The following is a 17,633-nucleotide window of genomic DNA, read 5'->3' as shown; positions in this document are numbered from 1 at the left end:
ATCAGGCCTCCTGTACGGCCACCGCGGGCGCGGTGCTGGTGCCGGTGCGCTTCATGAGCACGTAGTAGACGGGGCAGATCACGGCCAGTCCGACGATCCACGAGATGTCGACGCCGCCGAGGCGCGAGGCGATCGGCCCGGTGTAGATCGTGGTGCTCAGGAACGGGATCTGTACGAGGATGCCGAGCACGTAGCAGCCGATGGCGACGGTGTTGAACCGGCCGTAGACGCCGCCGTCGCGCTCGAACAGCGACTTGATGTCGTACTTGCCGTGCTTGAGGTAGTAGTAGTCGACCAGGTTGACCGCGGTCCACGGCACCAGCACGCACATCAGCAGCAGCATGAAGTTGGTGAAGTTGACCAGGAAGTTGTCCTTGCCGGCCAGCGCCATCACCATGGCCACCGCGAACAGGGCGATCGAGATGACCGTGCGGGCCGAGGCGCCCGGCTTCCAGCGTGGGAAGACCGTCTGCCCGACCGTGATCGAGGAGAGCGCGCCGCAGTAGAGGTTCATGCCGTTGCTGACCGCGATGCAGAGCCCGAAGATGGCCACCACCAGCGCGCCGACCCCCGAGGTGAGGTGGCCGAGGCCGGTCACCGAGTCCTCCTCGGGGAAGGCCGCGCCGACGAAGACGCCCAGGATCATGGTGAGCAGCGAGCCGAAGACCGCGCCCGACCAGGTGGCCCAGAAGGCGGGCCGGACGCCGGTGTCGCGGGGCATGTAGCGGCTGTAGTCCGAGACGTACGGGGCGTAGGCGATCTGCCAGAGGGCGGCCAGCGACAGTACGCCGAAGAAGCCCATCCAGCTGAAGGAGCCGCCGGACGCGACGCCCGAGGGCAGGCCGTTGACGCCGAGGGCCCAGATGAACGCGAGGACCAGGGCGGCGCCGGCCACAACGCTCATCAGGCCGCCGAGCATGTGCAGGAAGCGATATCCCAGCAGCGGCCCGAGCACGCTGATGGCGCCCATCACCACGATGGCCGGCGTCTCCGGCAGCCCGGTGACGCTGGCCAGGGCCTGCCCGCCGAGCACCATGTTCGAGGCGAAGAAGCCGACGTACATGAGGATCACGATGATGACCACGAGCAGGCTGCCGAACGAGCCGAACTGTGCCCGGGTCTGCAACATCTGCGGCACGCCCATCTGCGGGCCCTGCGCGGCGTGCAGCGCCATGACCACGCCGCCGACCAGGTTGCCGATGGCCAGGGCGACGACGGCGGCCCAGATGGGCAGGCCGTAGACGGCGGTCGCGACGGCGCCGGTGGCCACCGTGAGCAGCATGATGTTGGCGCCGAACCAGATGGTGAAGAGACTGCGCGCGGTGCCGTGGCGCTCGGTGACCGGAATGTGCTCGATGGTGTGCGACTCGACCTGGAGCGTCGAGGCGTTCTGTCCGTCCATGGCGTCTCCTGGCAGGCCGTGGGGTGTGACCTGCACTATCAAACGTGCGTGGTCCATCGGACAAACATTTGTAATCGCTGCCTTGCATCTGATTTCCCGATGCAACGCTTTCCCGGCATCAGCCGGTAACGGTCCGGTAATCGCCGGCGCCCGGCGGTGACGCTGTGATGTCCGGGCCATCGGCTCAGCCGATGCTATGCATCGGATTTTCGGCGGTAGGCGTCTTTCGCCATGCTGAGGAAGGCCCGGGCCCGGTGGGTCAGCCGTACGCCCTTCATCCAGGCCACCACGATCTCCAGAGGTTCCACCTCGTCGCGCAGGCGGAGCGCGACCACGGGACGCCCGTCGTACGTGTTGTCGCCGGCCGGGCGCTGGTTGAGCAGGGCGTAGCCGCGCCCGTGGGCGACCAGGGCCCGTACGGTCTCGAAGCCCGTCGTGCGATGCCTGATCACCGGGGCGATGCCGGTCCGCGCGATCAGCGCCTCGAAGTAGGCGCCGCTGTGCGGCAGGTCGAGCAGGATCATCGGCTCCACCGCGAGCTCGGCCAGCGTGACCTCACCGCGCGCGGCCAGGCGGTGATCGGCGGCCACGATGGCGTACGGCGGCGACGCGTCGATCACCTCGCGGTCGATGTCCTCGCCGAGGTCGTAGCCGTACGAGACCGCGACCTCGCACTCACCGGCCCGCAGCGCCCGCTGGAGGGTGGCGTGCTCGGCCTCGAGCACGTCGATGCGCACCTGCGGATAGGCCTCCTCGTAGCGGGTGAGCAGGCCGGGCAGCCGGAACGGGGCCAGCGTCGAGAAACAGCCCACGGTGAGGTCGCCGACCAGGCCCTGCCCGGCGTTGCGGGCCGACTCGGCCAGCTCCACCGAGTGGGCCAGGAAACTGCGCAGCTCGCGGTGGAACGCCTTGCCGGCCGCGGTCAGGGTGAGGCCGCGGGCGTGGTGGCGCAGCAGCAGCTGCACCTTCAGCTCCTTCTCGAGCTGGGCCACCGCTGTCGACACGGCGGACTGCGAGACCCGCAGCTCCTTGGCGGCGGCGGTCATGCTGCCCAGCTCGGCCGCGGCCGCGAAGTAGCGCAGCTGCAGGAACGTGTAGGCGGGGTCGGCCATGTGCTCAGCCCTTCAGGTCGCGGCCGGTGGCCATGCTCAGATAGGCCAGGATGTTCGCGCCCGCCCCGGCCGCCGTCACGTGCGCGTTGCGGCCGACGATGTGCAGGCCGTACGCGTCCTCCAGGGCCACCGCGTTGGCGGCCACCGTGGCCGCGGCCGCGCTGTCGAGCCCGAGCGCGCGCAGCACCTGGGAGTAGAGGGAGATCTCGCGGTCGTAGAGCGCGGTCATCAGCACGGCGTGGGTGCGGTTGCGGGCGGCGTGCACGTGCAGTTCGTACAGCACCCGGCAGGTCGGGTCGTCGGCGCCGGCCGGCATGCCCGCCCGCACCAGGGCGGCCAGCTGGGCGGCCGGCTCGTCGGCGGCCTCGATGGCGGCCAGCCGCTGCCAGTAGAACCGGTCGACCGCGTCCTGGTGCACGTCGGCCAGCAGGTCGTCGAAATCGCCGTAGTAGTAACTGACCGAACCCGGCGACAGCCCGGCCTCCCGTGCGACATCCTTGATCCGGAGACCCGCGAGGCCGCGCTCGACGATGGCCCGCTGGGCCGCGGCGACGATCTCACCCCGCCGCGCGGTCTGCTCCTTGGGCCTGGCCACACACTCCCCCACCTGCGCTCATGCGCGTTATTGATGCTCAGCATCGAAAAATCATTCTCGCTGATTCACCAGTTTGAAACGGAGTTGAGGCAGGGTCAACCGCCATAGTTTGAGACGCAGCGCAAAGAATGGAGGACGGCGGTGACCTCAGCCGACTGGATCTTTCACGGCGGTGCCATCCACACCCCCGGCGCCGCTCCCGGCGCCGTGGCCGTCCGGGACGGGGTCATCGTCGCGGTCGGCGACGTGCGCTCCTGGCAGGGGCCGGGCACCGAGGTCGTGAACCTCGACGGCGGCGCGCTGCTGCCCGGTTTCCATGACGCGCACGTGCATCCGCTGCCGGCCGGCCTGCAACTGGTCGGCTGCGACCTGGCCGACGTGCACGGGCTCGACGACTATCGGGCGCGCATCGCGGCGTACGAGACCGAAAGCCCTTGGGTCCTCGGCTCCGGTTGGTACGGGGATGTGTTCCCGGGCGGGTTCCCCGACCGGCACGAGCTCGACCGGCTGATCCCGGACCGGCCCGCGGTGTTCATGAGCCACGACGCGCACGGGGTGTGGGTCAACTCGGCGGCCCTTGCTCGCGCCGGCATCGACCGCGACACGTCCGACCCGCACGCCGGGGTCATCCACCGCGACGCCGGCGGCGAGCCGACCGGGATGCTCAGCGACGCCGCCGCCGACCTGGTGCTGCGCCTGGTTCCGGCGCCGTCGGCGGCGGCTCAGGAAGAGGCGCTGCGGACCGCGCAGAGCTACCTGCACCGGCTCGGCGTCACCGGCTGGCAGGACGCGGCGATCGGGGCGATTCTCGGCGGTCCCGACCCGTACGACGTGTACCGGGCGGCCGAGGCCGGCGGCTGGCTGACGGCCAAGGTGACCGGGGCGCTGTGGTGGGACCGCGACGCCGGCCTCGACCAGATCGAGGGGCACCTGGCGCGCCGCCACGAAACGGCCGGCCGGCGATTCCGGACGACCGCCATCAAGATCATGCAGGACGGGGTCTGTGAGAACCTCACGGCCGCGGTCCTCACCCCGTACGCCAATGTGCCGCACACCAACGGCCTCAGCTTCATCGAGCCCGAGGCCCTGGCCGAGGCCGTGCGGCGCCTCGGCGCCGAGCGTTTCGACGTGCATCTGCACGCGGTCGGCGACCGGGCCGTCCGCGAATGCCTCGACGCGATCGAGGCGTCGGACCGCGCCTGGGACCACCGGCACCAGATCGCGCACATCGACCTCGTCGACCCGGTGGAGGTGCCGCGTTTCGCCGCTCTCCGGGTGATCGCCAATCTTCAGCCGCTGTGGGCCCGGCAGGACCTGGTGCTGGTCGAGACGAAGCTGCCCTACCTGACGCCGGAGCAGCAGCGGATGCACTTCGCGTTCGGCACGCTGGCCGCCGCGGGCGCGCCGCTCGCGATGGGCTCCGACTGGCCGGTCTCCAGCCCCGACCCGCTGTGGGGCGTGCACACGGCGGTCAACCGGACGGCGCCGGCGGCCGACCCCCACGCCCAGGACGTCCGGGCGCAGACCGAACCGCTCCTGCCCGGCGAGCGCCTGGCGCTGTCGGCGGTCCTGCGGGCGTACACGATCGGCGCGGCCCGGGCGAGCCGCCGCGACGACACCACCGGCTCCATCGAGGTCGGCAAGGCCGCCGACCTCGTCGTGCTCGACGCCGACCCGTACGCGGTGCCGGCGTCGTCCCTCTCCGCGATCCGCGTCCGCAGCACCTTCGCCGACGGCGTTGCCGTCCACCACGTATAGGGGCCACTCATGGACACGTCCACCAGCCTGGCGCGGGAGCAGACCAGTCTGCTGCACCGCAGCCTCGGCACCTTCGACATCATCTTCCTGATGATCGCCGCGGTCGTCGGCCTGGAAACCCTCGGGCAGGTCTCGACGTACGGGGCGGAGGCGTTCACCTGGGCGCTCGTGCTCGCGGTGACGTTCCTGATCCCGTACGGCCTGATCTTCGCCGAGGTCGGATCGACCTTCCGCGAGGAGGGCGGGGCGTACATCTGGGTCCGTACGGCCTTCGGGCGTGGCGCCGCCGCGATCGCGGCCCTGCTCACCTGGGTCACCCAGCCGGTCTGGGTGGGCGGGTCGATGGCGTTCCTGGCCGCCGAGACGTTCAGCGGGCACCTGACCGAGCTGAAGTCCGGCTCGTTCGCCGACTACGCGTTCAAGCTGATCTTCATCTGGATCACGGTGGCGGCCGCGATCATCAGCCTCCGCCGGGGCAAGTGGCTGCCCACGATCGGGGCCATCGCCAAGGTGGCGCTGCTCGTCTTCTTCGTCTTCACCACAATCGTCTACGCGGTGAGGAACGGCGTCGCCGGACTCTCGGCCGGCGACTTCAACCCCACACTGGCCGGCCTGTTCGGCTCGGTGCCGGTGCTGCTGTTCGCGTTCCTGGGCTTCGAGTCGTCGAGCAGCGCGGCCGGCGAGATGAAGAACCCGGCCCGCGACGTCCCGATCTCGATCTTCCGGTCGTCCGCGATCGCCGCCGCCTGCTACCTGATCCCGATCCTGGCCATCCTGCTGGTCATCCCGGCCGACCAGATCACCGGCATCGGCGGCCTGCTGGACGCGGTGGCCACGGTCTACTCGGTGTACGGCGGCGCCGCCGACACCATGCTCACCCTCACGTCCATCGTGCTGATCTTCATCCTGGCCAGCCAGGGCGCGGCCTGGATGATCGTCTCCGACCGCATGCAGGCCATGGCGGCCGCCGACGGGTCATTCTTCGGCGGCTTCTTCGGCAAGTTCTCGGCTTCTTTGGGTACGCCGGTACGCGTCAACATGCTCTCCGGCGTGGTGGCCACGGTCTTCCTGCTGGCCGCGATGCAGATCACCGGCGACAACGCGGCCGTCTTCGGCGTGGTCCTGACCATCTCGATCTCGACGTTCCTGCTGAGCTACCTCTTGGTCATCCCCGCCGCCATCAAGCTCCGCAAGGTGGACGCCCCACGCCCGTACCGAGTCCCGGTCTCCGATCGCGGCTTCGCCTTGCTGGGCGCCCTGTGCTTCGCCTGGATCCTCCTCGGCTCGTGGGTGGCGGTCTTCCCCGGCACGTTGGAGGCCCTCTTCAACATCGACTACCCGTTCACCGAGATCTGGGGCGTGAGCCAGACCCGCTTCGAGGTCTTCACGCTGGGCACGCTGATCGTCCTCCTGATCCTCGGCGTGGTCGGCTACCTGAGAGGCGCCCGGGTCCGCTCCGCCACTCCGTCCTCCACCACCTCCACGGCCTCCACCACCTCCACGGCCTCCGCGGCCTCCGCGGCCGACAAAGAAGGAACCCCGGCATGACTTCCCTCCCCTCGGCCACACCTCCCCCCAGCCCCGACTTCCCCCCGCCACCCCCGCAGCAGTCGGCGTCCCCCATTCCCGCCCCGCACTCGTCGCCGCTTCCCACGCCATCAGCGACGCAACCCACCCCGGCCTCGACGTCACCGGCATCCCCCGCTCCGGCCCCGCGCTCGCATGCCGGTGCTGTTCGATCCCCTCAGCCTTTGGCGTCCCCCGCCCTCTCACCCCACCTCAAAGCGGAAGAGGCAACGACCGGCACGGCCACAGCGAGCCCCAAGGCGGGTGCGAACCATCCCCTTGATCGGCTCAGTGCTGAGGAGATCGCGCTCAACCGGGCCGTGCTCGACAAACACGGATTCATCACGCCGACCACCCGCTTTCCGCTGGTCATGCTGGCGGAGCCGGCCAAGAGCGCGGTTCTGGCCGGGACCGTCGACGACCGGCGGGTCAGCACTGTTCTTCTTGATCGGGCGACCGGAGAAGTGCGGGACGTGCTCGTCTCTCTCGTCAGCGAAAGCGTTCTCAGCGATCGCGTCGTCGACGTCGTCGCTGAGGGGCAGCCGCCGATCATGGGTGAGGAGTTCGATCTCGTCGAGGAGATTCTCTGGGGGAACGAGCTCTGGAACGCGGCCATGGCCCGCCGCGGGCTCACCGAACCTCGGCGGGTGCGGATCTCCGCGCTCAGCGCCGGCGTCTTCGACATTCCCGGCGAGCGGGGCCGGCGCCTTGTCCGGTGTCTCGCGTTCCAGCAGCTCAACGACGACGACAATGTGTGGGCACACCCCATCGACGGCGTCGTCGCCTACGTCGACCTGATCACCGGTGAGGTGGTCGAGCTGATCGACGACGGCGTCTTCCCCATTCCGTCCGAGGCCGCCGACTTCCATCTGCCCCAGGCCGAACGCACCACCCAGAAGCCCCTCACCATCACGCAGCCCGACGGGCCCAGCTTCACCGTCGACGGCAACGTCGTCACCTGGGAGAAGTGGCAGTTCCGGATCGGCTTCGACCAGGTCGAGGGACTGACCCTGCACCAGATCGGCTTCTCCGACGGCGGCCGGGTCCGGCCCATCATCTACCGGGCCTCGGTGGCCGAGATGGTCGTCCCCTACGGCGATCCCTCGCCCGTGCGGTTCTGGCAGAACTACTTCGACGCCGGCGAGTACTCCCTCGGCAAGGAGGCCAACGCTCTCACGCTCGGCTGCGACTGTCTCGGCGAGATCTTCTACTTCGACGCCACCATCGCCGACGACCACGGGCATCCGCGCCGGCTGCCGAACGCCATCTGCATGCACGAGGAGGACTACGGCCTGCTCTGGAAGCACACCGACATGTACAACCGGTCGTCGTCGGTGCGCCGCCAGCGCCGCCTGGTCATCTCGTTCTTCATCACCGTGGGCAACTACGACTACGGCTTCTACTGGTACCTCTACCTCGACGGCACGATCGAGCTGGAGTGCAAGGCGACCGGCGTGGTCTTCGCCTCGGCGTACCCGGGTGAGGGCTATCAGTGGGCCAGCGAGGTCGCGCCCGGTGTCGGCGCCCCGTACCACCAGCATCTCTTCTCGGCCCGCCTCGACATGATGGTCGACGGGGCCGGCAACGCGGTCGACGAGGTGGACGCCGTCCGTGTGCCGGTGTCGGACGTCAACCCGTACGGCAATGGCTTCACCCGCCGCTCGACCAGGCTGACCACCGAGCGCACCGCCGCCCGGCTGGCCGACGGGAGTGCGGGCCGCACCTGGCACATCTCCAATCCGTCGGTCCGCAACGGGCTGGGGCAGCCGGTCGCCTACGCGCTGCATCCGGAGGGGCAGCCGACGTTGCTGGCCGATCCCTCGTCGTCGATCGCGCGCCGGGCCGCCTTCACGACCAGGCACCTGTGGGTGACCGCGCAGGACGACACGGAGCGCTATCCCGCGGGCCGCTTCGTCAACCAGAACGCGGGCACGACCGGCATCGACACCTGGATCGAGCAGGATCGGGACATCGACGGTCAGGACATCGTCGTGTGGCACACGTTCGGGCTGACGCACTTCCCGCGCCCGGAGGACTGGCCGATCATGCCGGTCGACTACACGGGGTTCGTCCTCAAGCCGGTCGGCTTCTTCGACCGCAATCCGGCGCTGGACACGCCGGCGCCGCGCGCCGCCCAGGACTCCTGCTGTCATAACTAAATCAGATGCAGTGGAGCAACAAGATCTGTTGGACAGAATCAACCACGCGGGCGACGATTTCCGCAGCACGAAATGGGGAGGTCGGATGCAAGAGGTAGAAGTCCTCGTCGTCGGGGCGGGGCAGGCCGGCGTGGCGATCAGCGAGCACCTGGGCGACCGCGGCGTGCCGCATCTCGTCCTCGAGCGGCACCGCATCGCCGAGCGCTGGCGTTCGGAGCGGTGGGACTCGCTGGTGGCCAACGGCCCGGCCTGGCACGATCGCTTCCCCGGCCTCGAGTTCGCCGACGTCCCACCCGACGGTTTCGCCGGCAAGGACCAGGTGGCCGACTACTTCACCGCCTACGCGGAGAAGATCAACGCCCCGATCAGGACCAACGTCGAGGTTCTTTCCGTACGCCGCCACGAAGGCCGCCCGGGTTTCCGCGTCGAGACGTCCAACGGCCCCATCGACGCGCGGTACGTCGTCGCCGCCACCGGGCCGTTCCAGCGGCCGGTGATCCCGCCGATCGTTCCCGAGGGCGCGGTTCCGGTGCAGATCCACTCGAACGCCTACCGCAACCCGGCCCAGCTGCCCGAGGGCCCCGTGCTCGTGGTCGGCGCCGGCTCGTCCGGCGTGCAGATCGCCGACGAGCTGCGCCGCGCGGGCCGGACCGTCCACCTCTCGGTCGGGCCGCACGACCGGCCGCCGCGCGGCTACCGCGGCCGTGACTTCTGCTGGTGGCTCGGCGTGCTCCAGAAGTGGGACGCCGAAACGCCGCCGCAGGGCGCCGAGCACGTCACCATCGCGGTGAGCGGGGCCCGGGGCGGGCACACCGTCGATTTCCGCGAGCTCGCCGCGAGCGGCATCACCCTCGTGGGAATGACGCAGTCGTACGCCGAAGGGACCTTGACTTTCGCGGACGACCTGGAGCGGAACATCGCCAACGGCGACGCCAACTATCTGGCGCTTCTGGACGAGGCCGACGCGTACGTCGTACGCAATGGTCTCGATCTGCCCGAAGAGCCGGAGGCCCGGATCCTGGGGCCGGCCCCGGAGGCCACAGTGGACGAGCTGGATCTGAGCGGGGTCGCCGCCATCGTGTGGGCGACCGGCTACGCCGCCGACTACGGCTGGCTCCAGGTCGGCGCCCTGGACGAGAACGGCAAGCCACGGCACCGGCGGGGCGTCTCGTCGGAGCCCGGCGTCTACTTCCTCGGCCTGCCGTGGCTGTCGCGGCGCGGCTCCAGCTTCATCTGGGGCGTCTGGCACGACGCCCGGCACGTGGCCGACCACATCGTGACCCAGCGCGGTTACCTCGCCTACTCGGAGACTGCACAGTGAACCCTCCCATCGTCGCCGGCGGGCACACGCGGATCCGCCCCTTCAACACCCGCGACACCTACCCGGAACAGCAGCTCGACAACGACCTGTGCCAGGCCGTCGTGGCCGGGAACACGGTCTACGTGCGCGGCCAGATCGGCCAGAACCTCGACACGAGCGAGTCGGTCGGCGTGGGCGACGTGGAGGCACAGACCGAGCAGGCGATGGCCAACATCGCCATGCTGCTCGAGGAGGCCGGCGCGACGATGGAGCACCTGGTCAAGCTGACCATCTACATCGTCGATCCGCGCTACCGCGAGACGGTGTACCGCACGATCGGCCGCTGGACCAAGGGCGTACACCCGATCTCGACCGGCCTGGTCGTCTCCGGCCTGGCCCGTCCCGAGTGGCTGGTCGAGGTCGACGCGATCGCGGTCATCCCGTCATGACGTTCTCGATCCTGGCCACGGACGGCACCGGCGCGGTCGGCATGGCCGTCACGTCGTCGAGCCCGGCCGTGGCCGCGCGGTGCGTCCACCTGCGCCCCGGCGTCGGCGGCGCCGCGTCGCAGAACGTGACCGATCCGCGCCTGGGCGCCGCGCTGCTGGACGCTCTGCCGTCCGGAGCCCGTAATGCCATGGACGATGTGGTGAGCCGGCACGAGCTGATCGAATATCGGCAGCTCACGGTCCTCACGCTCGACGGCGAGGGCGCGGCGCACTCGGGCACCGGGACGCTCGGCGTGCATCATCACCGTGTCGCTCCCGGCGTGGTCGCCGCGGGCAACATGCTCGCCGGCACCGACGTCATCGACGCGGTCGTCGAAGGCTTCACCGCTTCCTCGGGCGACTTGGAAGTGCGCCTCCTGGCCGGGCTGCGGGCCGGCCTCGCGGCCGGAGGCGAGGCCGGGCCGCTGCATTCGGCCGGGCTCGCGGTCGTACGAAACGTGGAGTGGCGCGAGACGGACCTGCGGGTCGACTGGTCCGACTCTCCGATCGACGACCTGGCCGCCCTGCTCGACCTGTGGCTCCCGCAGCGCGACGACTACGTGACGCGCGGCCTCGACCCGACCGCCGCCCCGTCCTACGGAGTGCCGGGCGATGAGTAAGCAGGCAGCGGCCGCCACCGTCGCGTCCCTGGCCCCCACCCTGATCGACCTGTCGGAGCGCCTGCACGCCACCCCGGAGACCGCCTGGGAGGAGCATCGGGCGGCCCGCTGGGTGCCGGCCCCGCTGGCGGAGCGCGGTTTCACCGTCACCCCCGCCTACCTGGGCTTGGAGACGGCGTTCCGGGCGACGTACGGCAGCGGCCCGTTCCGCCTGGGTCTGTGCGCCGAATACGACGCCCTGCCCGGACTGGGTCACGCGTGCGGCCACAACCTCATCTCGGCCATCACGGTCGGCGCCGCCCTGGCCCTGGCCCCGCTGGCCGACGACCACGGCCTGACCATCGAGGTCTACGGCACCCCCGCCGAGGAGGGCGGCGGCGGCAAGATCGAGCTGCTCGAACGGGGCGCCTTCGCCGGCCTGGACCTGGCGATGATGGCCCATCCGGCCCCGGTCGACGTGGCCGAGGCCGAGCCGTTCGCCGTGTCCCACTCCCACGTGGCGTTCCAGGGCAGGGCCGCACACGCCGCCGCCTATCCCGAACAGGGCGTCAACGCGGCCGACGCTTTCACCATCGCCCAGGTGGCGATCGGCCTGCTGCGCCAGCAACTCCCCCAGTCGGTCCGCGTCCACGGCATCATGACGAACGGCGGCGAGGCCCCCAACGCCATCCCCGCCAAAACCGAGGGCCGGTGGTACGTCCGCGCTTCCACCCTGGCCGAACTGGCCGAGACCGAGGAGAAGGTCTGGCGCTGCTTCGAGGCGGGCGCCCTGGCCACCGGCGCCACCCTGGACATCACCCCGGAGAGCAAGCCGTACGCGGAGTTCCGCACGTTCGAGCCGGCCCTGGCTTCTTACCGCCGGAACGCCACCGCTTTGGGCCGCGTCTTCGACACGACGTCCCCCGCCCGCCAGATGAACCGGGCCTCCACCGACATGGGCAACGTCTCCCAGCTGGTCCCGGCCATCCACCCGTACGTGGGCGTCACTTCCCTGCCGGCCCTCAATCACCAGCCCGAGTTCGCCGCCGCCTGCATAGGCCCCGACGCCGAGAAGGCCCTGCTCGACGCGGCCACGGCCCTGGCCTGGACCGCCCTCGACACTGCAAAGTGACACGCTGGCGCTACACATTGCAGTAGGCAGATCAGCAGCGCTCCTCCTCGCGCATGGATTCCAGGACCGCCGCCGCGTCCACGTCGCCGTCGGCGAGCTTCGGAGGAAGCGGAACGGGACCTGTGCTCACCGGAGCCACCGCCCGCCCCTCCGAGACCAGCGCGACCAGCGGCGGCTCCCCGCTACTGCTCTCCATGGGCTACCACGTCCATTTCTGTAGGGCGGCTCCGGTGCAGGTGACTATCTGGATCTGGGCTCGCTCGGCCGATGAGGCGGCGGACAGGCACAGGGTGGTCTTGGCGACCAGGCGGATGGTCTTGTCGGTGCCGAACTGCCATGTCTGGGCCGGGGTGCCGTTGCAGGTGTAGATGAAGATGCGCTGGCCCGTCACGAAATTCTGGCCGGGGACGTCGAGGCAGTTGCCCAGGACCCTCAGGGACCTGTCGTTCGGGAGGCGGGTCATCGCCTGCGCCCTGGTGCCGTTGCAGGTGTAGGTCTGCATGTACGTCTTCAGGGTCAACGATGATCCCGGGAGGTCGAGGCAGCGGCCCGTGTCGTTCTTCACCTGGCTCATCAACGGGGTGGGGCCCTTGGCCACCTGGACCATCTTCGCCACCGACGGGACGCCGTTGGCGTCGACGATGAACAGCATGTAGTAGCCGGGTGGGGCCACGCCGCCGTTCGGCGGGCCGGTGACCGTCAAGGTCGTGCCGGAAACCGTGTATTTCAACGGGATGTAGCGCTGGCCCTGGTCCACGCTGTGGGTCACGTCGCCCAGGCCGACCAGGCCCACCTTGCGGATGGTGGCCGCCTGCGGGGTGGTGACCGCGAACGTGGCGCCGATGCCCACGGTGGCCGGCGCGGCCGAGATGGCTGGGCGTGATGCCAGCTCGCCGGAGCCGTCTTTCTTGTAGAGGTAGGGCGGCGTGAAGTATTCGATGTTCTTCTCGAGATATCCGGCGGCCATGCAGGCTCCGCAGACGCCGCCGCCGCCCGTCATGACGCGGCCGTCGGGGAGCAGGGCGGCCGTCGAATGGTACTGGCGGATGCGGCTCGCGGCGGCCAGCACCGTCCACTGGCCGGTCGCCGGGTCCCAGCGCTCGGCCGTGGTGATCGCGTTGGGCAGGTCGACGTTCAGGTTGGTCGCGGCGCTCGTCATGCCACCTGTGGCCAGGACCGAGCCGTCGGCGAGCAAGGTGGCGTTCAGCTGGCGGCGGCCGGTCGACAGAGAACCGGTCGCTGTGGTCGTCGGGAACATGGTGGTGCCGGTGCTCATCACCACCGCCGTCCTGGTGGGGACGTTGGGCGTGCCGCCCTCGGTCATGTTGCCGCCGCCGACGACCACGGTCTTGCCGACGTCGTACGTCGCGAAGCTCGCGTAGTCGCGGAACATGCCGTCGCGGTTGCCGGTGGCCGTGATGATGCCGATGCCGGCCGTGTTGACCGTCCAGCCCGTCGTGTAGGGGCCGATGATCCCGAGTTGCGTGTCGGGGCGGGAACCCATGAACGGGTAGAGCCGGGAACTGTACTTGGTGAATCCGGAAAGGGCGCGAATGGTGCCGTTCGCCTGATAGACCTCGCTGACCGTGGGGCCACCTCCGACGATGACGTGTTCGCCGTTGGCCGTCTCGGCCAGTGACGGGTACCACCGCGCACCGGCCATGTCATTGCCGCGGGTCCACGTTTCGTTCTGCCAGTCGAAGACATAGGTGTGCACGGTGCCGTCCAACTGCGCGTTCGCATTTCCGCCGGCGACGAGGATATTGCCGTTCGCGAGATGGGCGAAACCGGCGCAGAAGATGTTCGAGCCCTGCAGATCAACTCGTTTGTACGTGTTGTCGGCCGGGTTCCAGACCATCGCGCGGGTGAAGCTGTGGTCGGGGTACGACTCGCTCGAGTTGTCCCCGACCGAGTCCCAGACCAGCAACTTTCCGTTCGGCAGCACGGCCGTGAACACCGGCACGACGGCCGTCTCGAGCACCGCGCTCCACGATCCGGACAGTCCGGGGTCGGCGGCGACGTTCGCCTTTCTGGTCGCCGTTCCGGGCCGCACCCCGGTCGACCGCTGGATGCGGGCCGCATTTTCGGCGGTCTGCCGCTCGATGACACTCATCGGCGTTCCGGCCAGATCCTCGGCCATATGTTCCCGCGAATCGTCGTGGGCGTGCACATAGAAGTCGACGTGTCCAGAAGCAGGTGTCACGTGAAATATGAATGTACCCAACAGGACCAAGACGGAGAAAACAGCGAAACGGCTCCTCATGACAGCCCCTTCCCCCGCAAGAGAGGGCTCACCTTAACCCCGCGTTAATACGTTCTTCAATGTCTCAACCCCCGAGATTTGGTTGCATCGCACAGCCCGTCCGGCTATCCGGCACCCGCCGATCATCCGAGGGGGCACTTTTGACGCGTACGAGGAAAGTTCGGGCAGGTTTGTCGAAAGCTATGGACGCCCCGGCGAAAGTCGCCCACGATATTCACCATCCTGAATCACGGCTGTAACCGGGGAGCGCCGATGAAACGACTGCTCGTGGGTGCCCTGCTAGTTGGAACTTTCGCCGCGGCGCCGGCCTATGCCGCCGCCGATCCGCCGCAAGAGCCCGGGGTCACGCTCCGGACGTACGACATCGGCACGGCCATGAGCCGGGTCTGTGAGCTCAAGCCGGGCCAGACCCCCAATGTGGACAAGCTGATGCCCACGGTGGACTGGTCGACGACCGATCAGTTCGGCCTCACCGACAACTTCGTCACCCACGCGCTGGCCAACCTCACGGTGCCGGCCACCGGGCAGTACGCGTTCCGGCTCGTCAGCGACGACGGCTCGAAGCTGTTCATCGGCGACACCCTGCTGATCGACCACGACGGCCTGCACGACGTCGAACCGCCCGGCGAGGGCACGATCGAGCTGACCGCCGGCGTCTACCCGATCCGCGTCGAGCACTTCGACCGCGAGGGCGGGCAGCGGCTCACCCTGTCGTGGAAGGCGCCGGGCGCCACCGACTTCGCGGTGGTGCCGACCAGCGCGCTCAGCACCGACGCGGGCGTGGTGCGGGTGACCGCGCCCGGCCGCAAGGAGTGCACCTCGGGCGCCGACACGCCGGGCGACGGGCTGCCGCTGACCGCCGTGAACCCCGGATACGACCTGACCGACCTGCGCCCGCCGGGCTTCGAGCCGCAGGTGACGGGCATCGCCTGGCGGCCGGACGGCAAGATGGTCATCTCGACCTGGGGCGGCTCGGACAAGGTGGCTGGCGAGGTCTATCTGGTCTCCGGCGCGACCGGGGCGGGCCCGGTGACGTACAAGAAAATCGCCGAAGGCCTCAAGGAGCCCATGGGCATCGCGGTGGTCGACGGCCTGGTCTACGTGTCGCAGAAGCACGAGCTGACCGAGCTGCGCGACACGAACGGCGACCAGGTGCTCGACGCGCGGCGCACGGTGGCGGTGTGGCCGTTCGGCGGCAACTTCCACGAGTTCGCGTTCGGGTTGCTGTACAAGGACGGCAACTTCCACCTGAACCTGTCGGTCTCCATCAACCTGGGCGGCGCCACCACCGACCCGCAGCCGGTCGGCGGGCGCGGCACGAGCATCGTCGTCAACCGCAAGACCGGTCAGGTCACGACGGTCGCCGGCGGCCTGCGCACCCCGAACGGCATCGGCTGGGGCGACGACGGCAGCATCTACGTCACCGACAACCAGGGTGGCTGGCTGCCCTCGTCCAAGCTCGTGAAGATCGAGAAGGGCGCGTTCTACAACCACTACACCAACCCCGACGGGCCGTACGACGCCCAGCCCGTGACCCGTCCCGTGCTGTGGCTGCCGCAGAACCAGATCGCCAACTCGCCGAGCACGCCGGTGCTGCTCAAATCCGGGCCGTTCAAGGGACAGTTCGTGATCGGCGACGTCACGTACGGCGGCTTGCAGCGGGCCTATCTGGAGAAGGTGAACGGCCAGGAGCAGGGCGCGGTCTTCCGCCACACGCAGGGTCTCGAGGCCGGCGTCAACCGGGTGTCGCTCGGCCCGGACGGCTCGCTCTACGTGGGTGGGCTCGGCGCCGACGGTAACTGGGGCCAGGAGGGCAAGCTCCGGTTCGGCTTGCAGAAGCTGACGCCGAACGGCAAGAACGTCTTCGACATGAAGACGCTGAAGGCGACGCCGACCGGGTTCGCCATCGAGTACACCAAGCCGCTGTCGGACGAGACGATCGCGAACCTGCCGAAGGCGTACGGCATCGAGCAGTGGCGGTACGTCCCGACGCCGCAGTACGGCGGGCCGGAGGTCGACAAGGAGACCCTGAAGGTGACCGGGGCCAAGGTCTCGGGCGACCGCAGGACGGTCACGCTCACCGTCGAGGGCCTGCGCCGCGACCGCGTCGTGCACCTGCGCTCCCCGCGCCCGTTCGCGGCCCGCGACGGTGAGACACTGTGGAGCACCGAGGCCTGGTACACGATGAACGAGAAGCCGGGTCCGCAGCAGCAGGAGGTCTTCTACGAGGCCGAGGAAGGCAACCGCGAGGGCAGCGCGTCGCTCGCGACCGACCACCGCGGCTACTCCGGCGTCGGCTTCGTGGCCGGCTTCGGCAACCTGAACGCCTCGACCACCACCCACGTCACGGTCGGCAAGTCCGGCGACTACGCGGTCGGGCTGCGCTACTCCAACGGCCCCAACCCGTTCAGCGGCACCAAGACGATCAGCGTGCACGTCAACGACCGCAAGGTGAAGCAGATCTCGCTGCCGTCCACGGTCACCTGGGACGAGTGGGCGACCGCCGTCGAGACGCTGAGGCTGAACAAGGGCGTCAACAAGATCCAGTACCGGGTGGACGCGCTCGACACCGGGCACGTCAACCTCGACCTGATCAGCGTGCGCGAGCCCGGCAAGCGCATCGTCCTGTTCGACGGCAAGGGCCTGGACAACTGGCAGCACACCGACGGGCGGCGCCCGCAGTGGCCCGCTGTGCAAGGCGGCGCGACCGAGGTCTGCTGCGGAGACCTGCGCACCAAGGAGGCCTTCGGCGACTACAAGCTGCACGTCGAGTTCAAGGTGCCGCTGCTCCCGCCGGACGTGACCGGGCAGAACCGCGGCAACAGCGGCGTCTACCAGCAGGAGCGTTACGAGATTCAGATCCTCGACTCGTACGGCGACACGACGCTCGACAACAACGAGGCCGGCGCGATCTACACCGTCAAGGCGCCGGACGTGAACATGGCGACCGCCCCCGAGACGTGGCAGAAGTACGACATCACGTTCCGGGCCGCCCGCTACGACGCCTCCGGCGCCAAGACGGAGAACGCCCGGGTGACGCTCGTCTGGAACGGCAAGACGGTGCACACCAACGTGGAGATCCCGAACGGCACCGGAGGCAACATCCCCGAGGGCCCGGCCACCGGCTCGATCCGGTTGCAGGACCACGGGAACAAGGTCCAGTACCGCAACGTCTGGATCGAGCCTCAGTGACGGTGATGGCGGTAGCCGGAGCCTGACAGCGCCAGCATGGAGATGAGAGCGCTCGCGACCAGCAGCA

13 protein-coding genes are annotated in these 17,633 nt (G+C 69.3%); 8 read left to right on the top strand and 5 right to left on the bottom strand.

What is annotated here, in order from left to right; genetic code table 11:
• Window position 1 precedes the first annotated feature (1 nt).
• The 3 genes from ACQP2X_RS15885 to ACQP2X_RS15875 all read right to left on the bottom strand — a co-directional run bounded on the left by ACQP2X_RS15885 (window position 2) and on the right by ACQP2X_RS15875 (window position 3,109).
• On the bottom strand, window positions 2–1,402 hold the full coding sequence (locus ACQP2X_RS15885; RefSeq protein ID WP_498697682.1) for a purine-cytosine permease family protein: 1,401 nt from the start codon (window positions 1,400–1,402) through the stop codon (window positions 2–4).
• Between the two features lie 194 nt (window positions 1,403–1,596).
• Window positions 1,597–2,514, bottom strand: coding sequence for a LysR family transcriptional regulator (locus ACQP2X_RS15880; RefSeq protein WP_498697681.1), 918 nt, complete (start codon window positions 2,512–2,514; stop codon window positions 1,597–1,599).
• A gap of 4 nt (window positions 2,515–2,518) precedes the next feature.
• Window positions 2,519–3,109: a TetR/AcrR family transcriptional regulator gene (locus tag ACQP2X_RS15875; RefSeq protein WP_498697679.1), complete on the bottom strand. Its 591-nt coding sequence runs from the start codon at window positions 3,107–3,109 to the stop codon at window positions 2,519–2,521.
• A 141-nt stretch (window positions 3,110–3,250) separates the two neighbouring features.
• Between ACQP2X_RS15875 and ACQP2X_RS15870 the strand changes: the two genes are divergently transcribed.
• The 7 genes from ACQP2X_RS15870 (at window position 3,251) to ACQP2X_RS15840 (ending at window position 12,111) form a co-directional block, all read left to right on the top strand.
• On the top strand, window positions 3,251–4,867 hold the full coding sequence (locus ACQP2X_RS15870) for an amidohydrolase (RefSeq protein ID WP_498697678.1): 1,617 nt from the start codon (window positions 3,251–3,253) through the stop codon (window positions 4,865–4,867).
• A 9-nt stretch (window positions 4,868–4,876) separates the two neighbouring features.
• Window positions 4,877–6,415: an APC family permease gene (locus ACQP2X_RS15865; RefSeq protein WP_498697676.1), complete on the top strand. Its 1,539-nt coding sequence runs from the start codon at window positions 4,877–4,879 to the stop codon at window positions 6,413–6,415.
• Between the two features lie 203 nt (window positions 6,416–6,618).
• Window positions 6,619–8,592, top strand: a complete 1,974-nt coding sequence (locus ACQP2X_RS15860; protein ID WP_498697674.1) for a primary-amine oxidase — start codon at window positions 6,619–6,621, stop codon at window positions 8,590–8,592.
• An 85-nt stretch (window positions 8,593–8,677) separates the two neighbouring features.
• Window positions 8,678–9,913 (top strand): flavin-containing monooxygenase, encoded by a 1,236-nt coding sequence (locus ACQP2X_RS15855; RefSeq protein ID WP_498697671.1) that lies wholly within the window; start codon window positions 8,678–8,680, stop codon window positions 9,911–9,913.
• Window positions 9,910–10,341, top strand: a complete 432-nt coding sequence (locus tag ACQP2X_RS15850; RefSeq protein WP_498697669.1) for a RidA family protein — start codon at window positions 9,910–9,912, stop codon at window positions 10,339–10,341. Before ACQP2X_RS15855 ends, ACQP2X_RS15850 begins: the two co-directional genes overlap by 4 nt.
• On the top strand, window positions 10,338–11,000 hold the full coding sequence (locus ACQP2X_RS15845; RefSeq protein WP_498697668.1) for a DUF1028 domain-containing protein: 663 nt from the start codon (window positions 10,338–10,340) through the stop codon (window positions 10,998–11,000). Before ACQP2X_RS15850 ends, ACQP2X_RS15845 begins: the two co-directional genes overlap by 4 nt.
• Window positions 10,993–12,111 (top strand): M20 family metallopeptidase, encoded by a 1,119-nt coding sequence (locus ACQP2X_RS15840; RefSeq protein ID WP_498697666.1) that lies wholly within the window; start codon window positions 10,993–10,995, stop codon window positions 12,109–12,111. The genes ACQP2X_RS15845 and ACQP2X_RS15840 overlap by 8 nt, the downstream gene beginning before the upstream one ends.
• A 31-nt stretch (window positions 12,112–12,142) precedes the next feature.
• Here the strand turns inward: ACQP2X_RS15840 and ACQP2X_RS15835 are convergent, their stop codons facing one another.
• On the bottom strand, window positions 12,143–12,307 hold the full coding sequence (locus ACQP2X_RS15835; RefSeq protein WP_498697664.1) for a hypothetical protein: 165 nt from the start codon (window positions 12,305–12,307) through the stop codon (window positions 12,143–12,145).
• A 3-nt stretch (window positions 12,308–12,310) separates the two neighbouring features.
• Entirely contained in the window at window positions 12,311–14,314 is a 2,004-nt protein-coding gene (locus tag ACQP2X_RS15830; protein ID WP_498697663.1) for a galactose oxidase-like domain-containing protein, read from the bottom strand.
• 312 nt (window positions 14,315–14,626) lie between these two features.
• On the opposite strand from ACQP2X_RS15830, the gene ACQP2X_RS15825 reads away from it, so the two are divergent.
• Complete coding sequence (locus tag ACQP2X_RS15825; RefSeq protein WP_498697662.1) at window positions 14,627–17,566, top strand: 3-keto-alpha-glucoside-1,2-lyase-like domain-containing protein; 2,940 nt, start codon at window positions 14,627–14,629, stop codon at window positions 17,564–17,566.
• Window positions 17,567–17,633: the final 67 nt, after the last annotated feature.

This window comes from Actinoplanes sp. CA-131856 (assembly GCF_050956135.1).
Lineage (GTDB): Bacteria > Actinomycetota > Actinomycetes > Mycobacteriales > Micromonosporaceae > Actinoplanes.
Note: the sequence above shows the minus strand (reverse complement) of the source record. Positions and strands in the feature narration are given on the sequence as shown.

What these genes read in the sequence shown, in the direction of transcription:
- ACQP2X_RS15885 (WP_498697682.1), bottom strand. Translation starts at nt 1,402, where the DNA reads ATGGACGGACAGAACGCCTCGACGCTCCAGGTCGAGTCGCACACCATC.
- ACQP2X_RS15880 (WP_498697681.1), bottom strand. Translation starts at nt 2,514, where the DNA reads ATGGCCGACCCCGCCTACACGTTCCTGCAGCTGCGCTACTTCGCGGCC.
- ACQP2X_RS15865 (WP_498697676.1), top strand. Translation starts at nt 4,877, where the DNA reads ATGGACACGTCCACCAGCCTGGCGCGGGAGCAGACCAGTCTGCTGCAC.
- ACQP2X_RS15855 (WP_498697671.1), top strand. Translation starts at nt 8,678, where the DNA reads ATGCAAGAGGTAGAAGTCCTCGTCGTCGGGGCGGGGCAGGCCGGCGTG.
- ACQP2X_RS15845 (WP_498697668.1), top strand. Translation starts at nt 10,338, where the DNA reads ATGACGTTCTCGATCCTGGCCACGGACGGCACCGGCGCGGTCGGCATG.
- ACQP2X_RS15840 (WP_498697666.1), top strand. Translation starts at nt 10,993, where the DNA reads ATGAGTAAGCAGGCAGCGGCCGCCACCGTCGCGTCCCTGGCCCCCACC.
- ACQP2X_RS15835 (WP_498697664.1), bottom strand. Translation starts at nt 12,307, where the DNA reads ATGGAGAGCAGTAGCGGGGAGCCGCCGCTGGTCGCGCTGGTCTCGGAG.
- ACQP2X_RS15825 (WP_498697662.1), top strand. Translation starts at nt 14,627, where the DNA reads ATGAAACGACTGCTCGTGGGTGCCCTGCTAGTTGGAACTTTCGCCGCG.